At 41.0% G+C, this 13,992-nt stretch carries 13 protein-coding genes; 6 read left to right on the plus strand and 7 right to left on the minus strand.

Going from position 1 to position 13,992, the window contains the following annotated elements; all coding sequences use genetic code 11:
* Window positions 1-479: 479 nt before the first annotated feature.
* From KSMBR1_RS16195 to KSMBR1_RS16225, 6 genes are all read right to left on the minus strand, one after another.
* Entirely contained in the window at window positions 480-1,742 is a 1,263-nt protein-coding gene (locus tag KSMBR1_RS16195) for a phenylacetate--CoA ligase family protein (RefSeq protein WP_099326244.1), read from the minus strand.
* Window positions 1,743-1,847: 105 nt separating this feature from the next.
* A complete protein-coding gene (locus KSMBR1_RS16200) occupies window positions 1,848-4,127 on the minus strand; it encodes an efflux RND transporter permease subunit (RefSeq protein WP_157820660.1) in 2,280 nt (759 codons plus the stop codon).
* A 12-nt stretch (window positions 4,128-4,139) separates the two neighbouring features.
* Window positions 4,140-4,706, minus strand: a complete 567-nt coding sequence (locus KSMBR1_RS16205) for a DUF5666 domain-containing protein (protein WP_157820661.1) — start codon at window positions 4,704-4,706, stop codon at window positions 4,140-4,142.
* Window positions 4,707-5,254: 548 nt separating this feature from the next.
* Window positions 5,255-5,620: an SCP2 sterol-binding domain-containing protein gene (locus tag KSMBR1_RS16215; RefSeq protein ID WP_099326248.1), complete on the minus strand. Its 366-nt coding sequence runs from the start codon at window positions 5,618-5,620 to the stop codon at window positions 5,255-5,257.
* Window positions 5,617-6,858: an SDR family oxidoreductase gene (locus tag KSMBR1_RS16220; protein ID WP_157820662.1), complete on the minus strand. Its 1,242-nt coding sequence runs from the start codon at window positions 6,856-6,858 to the stop codon at window positions 5,617-5,619. The genes KSMBR1_RS16215 and KSMBR1_RS16220 overlap by 4 nt, the downstream gene beginning before the upstream one ends.
* A 237-nt stretch (window positions 6,859-7,095) precedes the next feature.
* Window positions 7,096-8,652, minus strand: a complete 1,557-nt coding sequence (locus KSMBR1_RS16225) for a glycosyltransferase family 39 protein (RefSeq protein WP_157820663.1) — start codon at window positions 8,650-8,652, stop codon at window positions 7,096-7,098.
* Between the two features lie 462 nt (window positions 8,653-9,114).
* Here KSMBR1_RS16225 and KSMBR1_RS16230 point away from each other — a divergent pair, with 462 nt between their 5' ends.
* From KSMBR1_RS16230 to KSMBR1_RS16255, 6 genes are all read left to right on the plus strand, one after another.
* A complete protein-coding gene (locus tag KSMBR1_RS16230) occupies window positions 9,115-10,872 on the plus strand; it encodes a YihY/virulence factor BrkB family protein (RefSeq protein ID WP_099326251.1) in 1,758 nt (585 codons plus the stop codon).
* 164 nt (window positions 10,873-11,036) lie between these two features.
* Window positions 11,037-11,210, plus strand: coding sequence for a hypothetical protein (locus tag KSMBR1_RS21195; protein WP_157820664.1), 174 nt, complete (start codon window positions 11,037-11,039; stop codon window positions 11,208-11,210).
* A 78-nt stretch (window positions 11,211-11,288) separates the two neighbouring features.
* A complete protein-coding gene (locus tag KSMBR1_RS16240) occupies window positions 11,289-11,528 on the plus strand; it encodes a CopG family ribbon-helix-helix protein (RefSeq protein ID WP_099326253.1) in 240 nt (79 codons plus the stop codon).
* A gap of 728 nt (window positions 11,529-12,256) precedes the next feature.
* On the plus strand, window positions 12,257-12,430 hold the full coding sequence (locus KSMBR1_RS21200; RefSeq protein ID WP_157820665.1) for a hypothetical protein: 174 nt from the start codon (window positions 12,257-12,259) through the stop codon (window positions 12,428-12,430).
* 112 nt (window positions 12,431-12,542) lie between these two features.
* Window positions 12,543-12,755, plus strand: a complete 213-nt coding sequence (locus tag KSMBR1_RS23895) for a DUF4160 domain-containing protein (RefSeq protein ID WP_478210071.1) — start codon at window positions 12,543-12,545, stop codon at window positions 12,753-12,755.
* 97 nt (window positions 12,756-12,852) lie between these two features.
* Complete coding sequence (locus tag KSMBR1_RS16255; protein ID WP_099326255.1) at window positions 12,853-13,056, plus strand: hypothetical protein; 204 nt, start codon at window positions 12,853-12,855, stop codon at window positions 13,054-13,056.
* 386 nt (window positions 13,057-13,442) lie between these two features.
* Here the strand turns inward: KSMBR1_RS16255 and KSMBR1_RS16260 are convergent, their stop codons facing one another.
* Window positions 13,443-13,898, minus strand: coding sequence for a helix-turn-helix domain-containing protein (locus KSMBR1_RS16260; protein ID WP_197705230.1), 456 nt, complete (start codon window positions 13,896-13,898; stop codon window positions 13,443-13,445).
* Window positions 13,899-13,992: the final 94 nt, after the last annotated feature.

Consider the following 13,992-nt stretch of genomic DNA (forward strand, 5'->3'; position numbering starts at 1 on the left):
AGCGAGAAAACGGTCCTCAGTCTTCAGTTCTCAATCCTCAATCCTCAGTCCTCAATCGGCAATTTGCCGATTGCCGATTGCCGACTGCCGACGGTAGATTTTAGATTGCCGACGGCATAAGAGACCATTAAATATTTCGCCAAAAAAATGCTAAGAAAAAACGTAACTATTCAGCGTAAACGATACACGGCTCGTTCCCAAACTCCAGTTTGGGAATGCATTTGTTCGAGAAACTCCGGTTTCTCGCCTGTTTGCTGATAGATAGGGAATAAAATTACAGGGTTAAGACAGTTTGTAATTTGTCAAGTCAGACCCTCACTGGAAACAAAGTTTCCAGTGCAATTGCGTTCCCAAACAGATACTTCACTATGTTCAGTACAAGGTTTGGGAACAAGTTGCGCTCTGATCTCCGGTAGTTTAATAAATTACGCTGAATAGTTACGAAATTACTGATAAGGCACTAATGAACTATCTCTTTGTTAATAAACCCCAATTTTGGCATTTGATGCAAGACCGGGTAATAGTGTTGGATTTTTAATGCCGTCCTGGAAAATGCCGAGCGATTTTGCCGTTTTTGTCGGTGCAATACGCACGGCTTCATCCCTTTCAAACATATTTGGTATAAAAAAAGATTCATCAAGTCTATGGCATACTATCTGTCCTTTTTCCCCATACTCAACAATGTGGTTAAGCCGGTTTTTATCCGGCCGGATACCGTCTTTTGTTGAAATGCACTGCACTACCATACGGGGGCCTGGTGGAAAATACTCCAAATCCCCGTTCATTGAAGCCTCAAGCTCCATGCACAAACCAAAAAGGGTATTTCCATACCCTGCAATATGCACCGCATTAGGGAAAAGATGCTCTCTGAAATTATTGTATTGTTCCGGTAGTATGGATACCCCGCCGTAATGAACGCCGCGTATCCGCATCCGTTGTTCCTGATTCATTTCTGCTGCCAGTCGTTCCAGTAAAGGGGGGGTTGTATAAAGAACTTCTATGTGCTGGCGCTGTAATATATCAAGCGTCTGTTCAATTATGTGGTTAATATATCGTTTGTATCCCAGTGACCCAGGGGCTAATTTTTTTAGCCAGCGGGGGTCAAGGTCTATGGAAAATGGATCCATACTCCCCATGCTGTTGGCAACAGGACCTACTGCCTTTCCTATAATATGAGGCCCCCCGGGCCCTGCCCACAGCCAGTTTGCCTTCTTGGGGAATCCTCTTTTTTCTGCGATATATCTGAACCAGTCCACAAATATTACCGCAAACTCTTCTTTTAGATATGCAGTCACTTTCGGCTGACCAGTCGTTCCCGCAGTTTCCCCCAAAATAAACTGCGCCTTGTTTTTAAGATAAAGATGCGGAATGAAATACTCCAATGGAAAACGGCGAAGGTCATTTTCTTCCATAGGGCCAATCAACCGCAGGTCTTCAAATGATAAAATATCTTTTCTCGCGTCAATCCCTGCTTCTTTTTCCTTTTGAAGCCAGTACGGCGAACCATTGTATGGATCGAAATGGAGAGAGACAATATATCGTACCCATGCATCTAAAGGCATCCCATACCATTTGGCGCTCTGGAGAGGTAAAAGAGCCGAATGCTGATTTGCGGCAACGCTTGCCTCCTCCTGTCCATTGTGAAAATCATATGGCACACTTTTCCGTTGTGAATTTCCCACCAGGTACGGAATCACGTTGTCAGTTGTTATCGTATTTTTTTTATCTTGTTCTAAAAACATAGTAGTTATTCACCAACTGAATATTAATTTTCAAACCATGCAACTCATGTTACGTAGTAAGAAATACGAAAGATGCACTTGTTTAGCATTTCAATTATTTTGTCATTAGAATTTGTTTCGGATTTCACCAGTATTTGGTTTCAACAGCATCAGGCAGCTTGGCGATAGTAACAAATCTGATACCAGTGCGCTGAGCATTGTAATACCGGTAAGTACACCAAAATATTGTATCGGTTTAAAACTGGAAAAGGAGAATACCATAAACCCAAATGCGGCGGTTATTGAGGTAAAAACGGCAGCCCTTCCCACCCTGAACATCGTGCGGCAGACAGCTTCCTGATAATTGCCGTCAAGGGATAATTCTTTCCTGAATCGATAAAATATATGTATCGTGTCATCCACCGATATTCCCAGTGCAATGCTTGCTATCATAATGGTAGCTGCATCGAGTCTCATGCCGGCAAATCCCATCAGGCCAAGCGTCACCGTTATGGGAATCAGATTGGGAATAACACTGACAAGACCTAGCCTCACCGATTTCAGTACGATGGTTGTGGCAATAAACATAAGAATAAATGCCAGGGAAAACGAGTAAATCTCGCTTCGGAGAATATTGTCCTGTACATTGATCAAAAGCGGAACAATCCCCGTTACGTGCCATGACAGTGAAGCCGTGTTTAAACGGGTATCTATGAATGCTTTTACTGATTCAATGATGGCTTGATATCTGTTTGAACCGACTTGTTTCATCCTTACGGAAACCCTCGCGTCGGAATGTTCCTTAGTATAAAGGGTATCAACATAGGTATCGCCGTATAGGGAAGCAAGTTTTACGTAATCCGCAGAACGCTTTTCCGATGCAGGCAGTGTGTAATATTCTTTTTTATTATTATTGAGTATCTGGTGTGTTTTCATAATGTAGTCAGCGATAGAAATTGAATGTGTTATTTCAGGTATTCCGCGCAGATGTTTTTGCAGTGCAACAACAGCATTCAGGATATTTGGTTGAAATATACTTGTGCCGGCGGACGTTTCGGCAACAATCTCAACAGGTAGCAAACCCGTTAGATGTTTTTCAATATATTTATTGTCCCTTGCAATACTGCTCTTTTTCGGGAAAGAGGTCATAAGGTCTGATTCCAGCCTGAGTTTTGTAATACCGATTACCGAAATAATGAAAACAGCAAAACCTGCTGAAAGAAGGATCGTTTTGTTCTTCACCGTAAACTGCCCTATTTTAAAGAACAAGGGTAGTGCATAGTCATTGCGGGAGGAGACATTCACACTGCGCTCCTTCTGCAGGGGAATAAAAGAAAGCAGTATTGGCACAAGCGTTATACTGACGACATACGAAAGAATCGCACTGCCGCTCATAAATAAGCCGGTGGTAAATACGGGGGGAATGCTGCTCGTCATGAGTGACGCAAAACCAATGGCAGTGGTAATACTTGCCATAAGAACCGGAATGCTGACGTGCTGCAGTGTTTCGTAAATCCGCCTTTCGTGGTAATAGTAATTAATTAACCGGATAGAGGTTGAAAGTGAAATGATAAACGTCAGCGGGAGCAGCATGTTTGCTATCATATTCATTGTATGACCCATTAATACAAATATTCCTGTAATCCATGTAATGCAGACGCCTACCGTTACAACAGGGATTACTACCCCTGAAACAGTACGAAACAAACATCCCAGCACAACAATGGATACGACAAACATCAGGGGAGTAAATTTCTCCATGTCTTTTTTTGACATACGGTCAAGTTCTGCATTTACCACCGACGGTCCCGCAAGATAATACGGGCGTTGTTTTTTTGTGGTAGCAGCAGATTTCACACCTGTTTCTTTAAGTACTTTTTTTACATCAGCCACCAGTTTCTTTCGTGCTTCAGGGCCTGCGCATTTTACCGTTGCTACAATTGCCGTGGTTCTGCCGTTTTTGGAAATAATCGTATTCTGGTAAACAGGATCAGTGCGTACCTCCTGTTTAAAGACGTTCATTACCGAACGGCGCCCATATGTCTTCAGCTTTTCCTTAAAAAGCGGCGATGTGACCTTGCTTTTAAATACATCCGCCAGTGAGGCAACGGTGACGATACCATCGAGGTTTTTTATCTTTCCGGCAAGCGTACTGATCTGCTGCATATATTCCCGGCTAAAAAGATTGACCGCACTGAATGCAACCACCAGAAACTCTTCGTCCCCGAATTTCTTTAAAAACTCATTGTAGTACGCTAAATCTTTATCATCTTCTGAAAGCCAGATTTCTATGGAATTGTCCGTCTTCATCCCTTTGGCAAAGAAACCTAAAAAAGCGGTGATGATGAAAAAACACACCAAAATGGCTATTCTGTAAGAAAGAAGTATGTGAAGATATCTTTTCACGGTATTTTAAAATTAATGACAAAAATTACAGCTTTTCGAACTAATCTCCATCGTGTTGGCAACCAGTTTCCCATTTTTAACGGAAGCGTTTACATACACCTGTACCCCCGATACCATGTTATCAAATGAAATCTTTCTGGAACTCATAGTAACGCTGGAGAGACTGCTGGCGTCAATTTCCTGTCCGAGGAGTTCAAAGGTTTTTTTTGACGTATTTACCTGCCTGGTTTCTCCGGAAAATTTTCCGTCATATTTTTTATTCAGTTTTACCGGTTCTTTCACCTTGCTTGCCTCAATAACACTTGAACTGCCTGCATCTCCCTTTACCTTCACTGTATCGCCCACTTTAAGGTCGGCAAGTGTCGGGTCATCAACTCCTTTTATACGTAGCTTTGCATCGATGCAATTTACCTCCACGAGATCATCCATCAACATGATTGTTTCATTCGTCTCGTCAAGACTGCTGATCTTCCCAACCATCGCACCTTTTTTTGCCGCATAGAGAGGGAATGCAGCGGCTAGAGTAAACATGCCGGCAATTATGGTGTTGAGTGTGATACGTTTCATGTGCGTTAACATACTTTTTTCTCCTTTTGTTAAAAATGTTTTTTTAATATTTGTTTTGCAGGTCAAATAGAACCAATACTTCGCGGGTTTAGGTTTGTAATCTGAACCAAATGTTTTATACTTCCAATCCAGCTTTCTATTAGCAGAAAAATGACAAATAAATTCCAGATGCCAAACAGGGATTTTTACAGCGGTACATGGCCCCATTATACGCATAAACTCATAGGCTCAGGTTGCAAACCTGAACCTGCCTGGATTTTTGCAAAAGCAAAAATGTTCGTTCCCGAGTAGGGTGCATGCCTGATTTTTTGTGACTTCCGCCATGTTTTAATGAAACGTTGCCGTAGTGTTAACCCTGACAGGGTTGTGTCGTCCTGACCCCCATGAATAGCTACAAAAAATCGGGAATGTTCTCCACGAGTAGTGACAAAGCACGCCTTGCCGCTACAATACATAATTATTTGTAACACTTTAGTTATATGAAAAAAACGCTCGTTCCCAAGCTCCGGCTTGGGAACGAGCATTTTTGTTTTTTCAAAAAACTAAAGTGTTACAATTATTTACATATACCCGACCAGTATATTCATCTTCAACGCTAACAGGATATCCCCTTTAATATCAGCTTTACCCTGAAAAAAAGCCTGTTGAGGGGTTATTTCCCTTTTCACTATGGAGAGGAACGTTGCGCTGTCCAAAAGGAAGACGCATGTCGGATTATCAATCGTTCTTTTTGTTACCTCTCTTACAAGCCCTTTTTCAATTACAACGTTCCACACCCCCTCACTATCATCAGTTATCTGAAATTGGATAATGGCATTCAGGGTATCGATTTTGGGAAGGGGGGATTTGTTTACCCTGTCCATGAATAGTGACTCAAAATATTCCCTGTGCGTGAGTATTGCGGGTATTTCAGGCCTTTCGCTCATATGTTTGACACCAAACTATTGTTACCGGTCTTTTGGTGATCCCCTGTTCCTTCCACTTCGTATTCTCTTTCTCGGTATTCCCTGTCCGCTCCTTTCTTTCCCCATTTTGTTTGTATTGCGTATTGAATACTACGGCTAATAAACTCCTGTGTTATTAATGGACAGTCTATATTTGCACCTGCGAGAAAGGCCCTTGTATTTGCAGAATCAAAACAAGCTTCTCCAAACATGTATGGCTGAAACGCCTTGTTTCTTCTGAAAAAACTCTTTTCCAATGCATTTGGTGCGGAGGCACTAAATTCATGTTGCGGGACGACTCTTACGCGGTAAATACCGGTGGCAACTTTTAACCATTCCGCAATCTCTTCTATCGTGGGGGGCGTAGGGTTGACAATATGAAATATTTTGCCTGCGGCCTCCTCTTGTTTGGAGATATGAAAAATAGCATTTGTCGCATAGTCTATCGGGATAAGATTTATCGTGCTGTGTTTATCTCCGGGTATTCTCAATGAAACAGGGCGTACCTCATGCCTTCCCTGAATAAGGCTGTCGTTTCCTGATTTCCTTCGTGTTTCATAATCATTAAGACAAACAAGCTCCCTGCAAAATGCATAAATATTATCGTAGTTTTTTGTGTACCCTGTTATTGAATCGCCGGCAATAATACTGGGACGGTAAACGGTTAACGGAATACCCTGTTGTTTTGCTAATGAGGAGATGCGTCTTTCCGCCTCATATTTTGATTGTTCATAGTTATTATTGAATTTCTGCCCCTTCTCAAGCTCATGTTCAAAGACGATTCCTCTTCTGTTTCCCGCTACATATGCAGTACTCACATAATGAAAACGCTTGACTTTCTTCCGTGCGCAGAATCCGGCGACGTGCAACGAACCATATATATTAGTTTGAGTAAGAATATCGTTCGCATCATTTTCAAATTTTGTGGCGGCAGCGCAGTGCACCACCATATCAACAGTGCCTGCCAGCCGTAAATAATCTGCTTCAGATAATCCCAGATTTTCCGTTGAAATATCTCCTTCAAGTAGTTCAATACGATCGGAAAATGCATTTCTTTCCTCTGTCGTTTTATCCGGGAAGATTTTATCCATCTTCTCCTTTAACGGCAATCCCCGTAGATTTCTTGCAATAATCCTGAGACGATATCCTTCCTCCAGATATTTACTTGCAAGGCAACCGCCAAGGAATCCGGTTGCTCCCGTAATAAGCAGTGTTTTCATTCTCATCGTCTTTACTAACGGTATTATTTTCAAATGAATAAAAAAATATATATGCCGCTAACATGAGCAATGATAGTGCCATGTATTGTGTAAAGTTGCTATAGAGTTGTATGGCAATAATACATCGATACTTATGGGAAATGGTTTTTATTTTTGGAGAAAACGGAGGTTTTTAGAGGGCTAAAATGTGTAACAATTACATGTGCTGTTTGTAATTATTACAATCGTTTTGACAAGTTAGTTTTTTTGGGAAATTTCAAATAATGAAAATCCTTCAAACGTAACGATGTGCGAAAATTGTTTGTCTGACAGGGGATTATTTTTACCTTTTTTTACTATAAGAATGGTTTCTGGATTAACGAGTGATGACTGAAGGTCAAAATAGATATCCGGCACTTCCCTTACGTTCCTCGCATCCCAGTGTGGTAGATAATAATCGAAGAACCTTTTTTTCCCATCAAAGCAATAAATTCTGACAGAGGTATTTTTGAAATGTGTTTTAATATACTGAATGAGTTGTGTTGACGCCGGAACACTGCGACGATGTTGGATAATTGCAGTGAGAGAGAGTGAAGAGGTTGCAATAATAAGCGTTATAACAAGGATCAGGAAAAGTCTTTTCCCCCAAACTTCGCATATTTTCCCTAATCCAAACGCAATAAACATTAGGATTAATGGGAGCAGCGGTAGAAAATGGCGTGTGTTTGCAACGTTTTGCCCAAAGATTATCCAAATCGTGTAGGGAACTGCATACATTATGCAGAAAAACCGTTTGCCGTCTGCCGGAAAAAACCGAAAGGCGAATAATATGGAAAGCACTGCAATAGCGAACTGAATGACGCTGAGATAATAAAGAGTATGCCGCCAGTCGCCTAACTCTAATTCCAAAAAAGGCCGGACAATACACAGCACCCTTTCCCATCCGCCAAAGGTGAGTACAGAGCCGCCCCAATCCGTAAAATGTCCATGTGTAAAGGAAAAAGCGTGGTAAAAAAAAGGGGTTATCCCCGTGTAATTTATTTGAGGAATAAACCACAGGCATATACCAGCAAAAAGTCCAGTGATGCCAAAAAAGATACTATTCATTTCAAGATGTATTCGGTGAAAGGCGTAGTACAGCAAAGTTCCCATCCATAAAAGAACAAAGGGAAAATACGAAAGCCTGACCCCAAGGCCAATACCTAAAAACAAGCTGCCAAAGAAAAGACAGTATCCGCCATATAAATGCGCATTCTTTTTCACACGCCAAAAAAGATGGTATGAAACGGAAGCATTTTTCCCATAATTCAGCGTACATGCCCCGTAACGTGCGGCATCAAAGGCAGAAAAAAGGAATTTTATGGACAATAGTATAAAAAACGTACCGGTAGTGTCGGAAGCCGGTCTTTCTGACTGCATCCAGCATAAAGGATTTATTGTGTAAAGGATGGCTGTCAGGATAGCCGTTTTTTCAGCAAACATACTGCGGGTGAGAAAGGAGAGAGGAAATATCGTGAGGCTTCCAAAAAATACGCCCGGCAACGTCAGTGCTGCAACATCGCTGTGAAATATTTTTAAAAACAAATACGATATGAAAATATATACAGGATAGCCCGGGAAGTGCGGTTGATGAAGGGAAATATCATAATCATGAAGCCCCATGGCAAAGTTAATACTGTCTTCATTTTCCAGGTATTTGTCCACAAAGAAAAATCGCAGGAAAAGGCAGAGAAAAAAAAGGACTGTTATTTTAATATTAAAAGAAAATTTCATAAAACGTGTAGTGGAAAACAGGGGGTATCCCTTATGGTTCACTCTCTTTCTTTTGCTCTTGTGCAGGATTCATGTATCAATTTAATCGAGAAAAATAATGTACAAGAGCAGGCAATGATTATCTCTTTGGATATCAAGGAAATAAAAAAAGTATGGAAACTTGCGCAAAGAATATTGTTGATTTTCACTGCATCAAGATGTAACTAAGATAAGATATGGGTTTCTGTTCAGTCCCTCATGGCTTTACCGGCGGTTTCCTTCGAAAACACTTTTTCTCTACATATTTCGCATATGAGCACAGACAAGAATCTCCAGGCGGGGTCAGGTTACCAGCCTGAACCCGTCTGGAGATTGAACCTGATAGTCCGAACCGGATCTGAGGTGTAACCTGTCTCTCCGTTAACAATGTCAAACGTTTGGGTTCGGTCGGGGACGATTTAATCAATAGAAACCGGGTGACCCTATTGTTCTTTTATCTTTGTCGTAATAATAATAAGTAAAACAATGACTTTAAAGAAAACAGTTTTATATTTTGATAGAATAAAAAAATTCATCAAGGTTGATCTCTGGGTTGAGGTGAGAGAGACCTCTGCTATCCTGTGGATTTTGCGCCGGGTGGTAAAATTTTGTGCCCTCGTAGTAAGCGAATTCACTGAAGGCCGATGTCTGTTAAAGGCATCAGCGCTAACCTTCATTTCAATTGTATCACTTATTCCACTCATGGCTTTTGTTTTATCTGTTTCAAAAGGACTTGGTGCTGAAAAAGTGCTGGATCAAAAAATCAACACCAATATTTTTAATCTACCAGGCGGTGAGATGGTTTCTGCCTTTATCAGTTTTAAGCAGGGGCTTTTTCAACAGATTGACAAGCTTGATTTTTCAGAACCTGCTGCCCGTGAAGAGATTCTCAGCGCTATCGAGGCCTTTGAAGGGTTCATTCTTCCCCCTGGAGGAGAAATACTTTCTACAAAACCCTATACATCAGGGGATTCCTCTAACGACAACACTCATGATGCATCTTATGAGCAAATATCGGCAGCCGCAAAAGAAGAAGAAGCGAAAACAGCCATTAAAAAATACAAAGAGGAACTTACATATATCATGGCATCTGTAGATTTTAGCAGTGAAGAAGCAAAAAATGAACTGAAAGAACGTATCGAATCTTCTGTCCTTTCCATGCCTTCAAACATCAGCTTAAATGCTTTCCTGTATAAAAAACAAATTATGCACTTTGTCGACAGAACAAGTTTTAGTTACCTTGGTGCAATCGGGCTCACATTTCTCCTCTTTTTTGTAATCAACACGATAGGTAATATTGAGACCTCCTTTAATGATATTTGGAAGATTAAAAAATCCCGTTCGGTTTTCAGAAAGTTTACCGACTACACCAGCATAATGTTTGTCTTTCCCATTCTTATTCTGACATCGACAACAATTACGGCTGTTTTAACGAATGAAAAACTCGTCACCCTCTTAAATAAAATAGGGATCGGCAAGATTTATTTGAGTACGTTGGGGTTGTTTTTGCCTATTGTTGCGCTGTGGATGGCATTTATTTCCGTTTATATTTTTCTGCCAAACACCAGGGTGAGGGTCATTCCGGGGATAATCGGCGGGATTATAGGCGGAACGCTTTTTTATATACTCCAGGTCTTTTATTTTAAAAGCCAGATAGGACTTGCACGATATAACCTGATTTATGGCGCATTCGCAGCAGTCCCTTTCTTTCTGTTGTGGTTGCAGATGAGCTGGAACGTTGTTCTTTTTGGAGCAGTGATTTCATATGTTATCCAAAACATACGGTTTATTAAGCTGAAAAGTCAAGCCATTGATATAAACTATGCATCAAGGGAACTTTTGGGACTTTTTATTATGGAACGGATATCCTCACAGTTTTTATACGGAAAGGGCGAACGATGGTCAACGGAGGGGTTATCCGGAGCGCTGAGCATTCCCATTGAAACCGTTCAAGAGATTATCTCCGAACTTTCCAAGGCATCCCTGATTGTAGAAATCCCCACAGAAAAATATTTATACTACATGCCTGGGAAGGACTTAGATGCAATCCACTTGGATGAAATACTATTTGCGATGAGAAATTTTGGTGAAAAATACATGCCTGTTTCTCTGTCACCTTTGGACCAAAAAATGGTAAAACTTCTTGACGACCTCCAGGATGCTATAAAGCATCGTATGAGATTTACCATGAAAGATATTATTCAGGATGCGGGGGCGCAGAACATGGTCACATGTAATCAGTAAGTTTATTATGGAACATGGGATTATGCCGGAATAATGAACCAGAATAATGAAATTGTAAAAATATTTATGTTTAGGAATTTTAATATTTTTGTAGAGACGCATTGCATGCGTCTGGAAACTGCTGCGCGTAAAGAATATGTTGACACAGCGGAAAGACGCATGCAATGCGTCTATACATTGACAGCCACCAGACAGATAGTAAATCACGATTTGGCTTCTGTGAACCAGATATCCTGACGGATTGCAAAAAATCGTTGGTATTGCATTTTAATACCTTTGCAGCTTTGAGTGAGGTTGCAAAAGTAGTCGTTGATGCCTTAAGGGAAGTTTTCGGTTAATTGATACAAATGAGGAGAACTTATAGCGTTGCACAATGTAACACAAAGTGTTATTGCGTATTAAAAGGAGGTGCGGAAATGGGCACTACATTAACAATAAGAATAGACGAAAAGACAAAGCAAAGGCTTGAATGTCTTGCTGCGGCTATGGCAAGATCAAAGTCCTATCTTGTGTCCACGGCAATCAATGAATTTATTGAGGCTAACGAATGGCAGATACGGGAGATTAAAAAAGCAGTTACGAAGGCTGACCAGCCCGATGGGGGAGCATTCCCGATTTTTTGTAAAAATGCCATTAGCGGGGAGGGGAAGGAATAGTAACACAAGCTTCCAGTTTGAGGGTAAAATGCCACAAGTAGTCATCATGTTTCATTTGCAACACCCAGAAACGATGAAAATGGTTTTATAACCATATCATATTGCGGTACCTGTGCTTGAGCTATTTTTTGTAGTTTTACTTTCGAGTCGGAAACATCTGGCATTTCTGTTTCTGTACCGGTTCAAATGTATAGGGCCATCCAAAAGGTATCAGCTTGTAATTTACAAGGTCTCTGCTTGTCATTGCAGCTAATCTTACACAATTCAGGCACCGTAGTGTACGCATGACAGCTTGTCATTGCGAGGGTCTTTTCCGAAGCAATCAATATACTACGAGATATTTCGTGACATAAGAGACGCCATATCGCGGGAGAAAGAAACAAATTAAGGGTGGCTCAAGGGCTAAAAAAATAGAATTAATTAATGGAATGAATGCAGGATGGAAGGATCTCTATTACGGTTTATGAGGTTGCTTCGGAAAAGACCCTCGCAATGACAAGCTGAAAAAAAGACCCTCGCAATGACAAAACGGATACCCGCGTAATGGCAAAATGAGTCATCAGTCATCATGTTTCATTTGCAACACCCAGAAACGATGAAAAATGGTTTTATAACCATATCGTGTTGTAGTATCTGTACTTAAACTATTTTTTGTAGTCTTATTTTCGAGCCAGGATGCTTGTGTTACAATGTACAATTAGTTAACCAAAAATCTGGAATGCGCCCTGTTGTTCAAACTATGTCCCCCGCTGGCGGGGGTGCAGGGGGTGGACTGGATTTCTCCATCGATTCAACTACCCCTTTATTATGAAAACAAATTTGACCCTCTTTCCCACGCTCCGCAGACTGGTCAAATGGACAATTTTATCCTGTTTCGTGACATGCATTCCCGCAGAACGTAGGAATGAGAAGAAAAATTTATGGCTATTCATGTTATAAACCTCCCAGATTTCCTCCGCAGACAATTCCACCCCCTTAATCCCCCGCCAGCGGGGGACAGGCTTGCCACATCCCTTGCAGCGTTGTTTTGCCCCAATCACACAAACGGTTACAAAAAATCGGGAATGCTCCTGTTGGGTTTCACTTACGTATGTTAGATTAGCTAAATCGAGGGGTTTTCGCAATCACGAACTGGCCGAGATTGAAAGAATTTTGGTAGAATATCAAAATTACGTTTTAGAAATGTGGCGAAAGGAGGAGAAGAAACGTGGCAACCACGAAAGTTAAAATTAAGACACACGAAAATCATATCTCTGTCATTCCTATTGTCATTCCAAACCTCGATGAAGTCAGAAAATTTGCGGCTAAGTTGCACGCTTAAGGAATGCCCTGGAAGGGAGAGTTGTTTGGTTGGCAAGCGGAGTATAATCCTGAACGGTCAGAGGTGCCGCTTGATTCGAAGATGACTTTCACACCTGCAGATTTCTGGATTGGTGAAAGTGGCATTTGGTTCTTCTCGCTCATATGGGAACATGGCAAACACGCTGAACCAGAAGAGTTTTTAGATGATAGAAACATTTTTTTGTAAGGTTGTGTTCGAAAACCTTATTTGTTGTAACACTTTAGTTTTTTGAAAAACCATCAAAGTAAAATCATGCTGCTCAGCAGTCATTCTGCATTCCTGCCCTTCAATTCCACCCACTACACCCCCGCCAGCTGGGGACAGTTTGAGCAATCGCTCTCGTTCTCAAACTCCGGCTTGGGAACGAGAGCTTTTAATTTTTCAAAAGACTAAATTGATACAAAAATTCTAATAATAACGATGTTTACCGCACGGTGTAGGGGCGAAGCATTTGCATGTTTGAGCATGAACGCATGTATGCCGGTTATTGCAAATGCTTCACCCTTATGGTTTCAAAAAACTAAAGTGTTACCAATTTATACAAACCTTGAAATACAAAATTAAAAATTGAATTACGATTTTTCCTGTCTATCAACCGAGCCTCTGTTTCTTATTTCTATCTCTGCTTCGAGAAGTATCTTATAGTGGTCGATTACTGGTGCAGGAAGCTTCTCTAACAGGCTGATTATCGTGTCGTAGATACGCCTTCTTTTGCCGTATGGTATGGTTTGCTCAGCCACGATAGCCGGTTCTTCTATTGTCTTTTCTGCAAAGAGTCCGGATATCTGAATTCCGAGGGCATTTACAATCTTTTCTAAAGACCTCTCACTATATCCCCTCTTTCCGTTCTCTAAAAAATTTATATAACCCTGGGTTAAGCCACTTCTTAAAGCCAGTTCTTCCTGTGTAATTCCAAGCCTTTCCCTGATCATCCGCACATTGCTTCCCACAATATTTTTCCTCATGAGGAATTTATAACAAGGTGTTATAAAATGGTCAAATACCCCAAGTAATATACTTCTTGACATATATAACTTTTAGTCATATATTACCTATCAAATTTTATCAGCATGCAAGTGACGTCACTTGACTCAACCGGAGCAATTAATCCTGCAACACTTG

The sequence above is a fragment of the Candidatus Kuenenia stuttgartiensis genome (genome assembly GCF_900232105.1).
Lineage (GTDB): Bacteria > Planctomycetota > Brocadiia > Brocadiales > Brocadiaceae > Kuenenia > Kuenenia stuttgartiensis_A.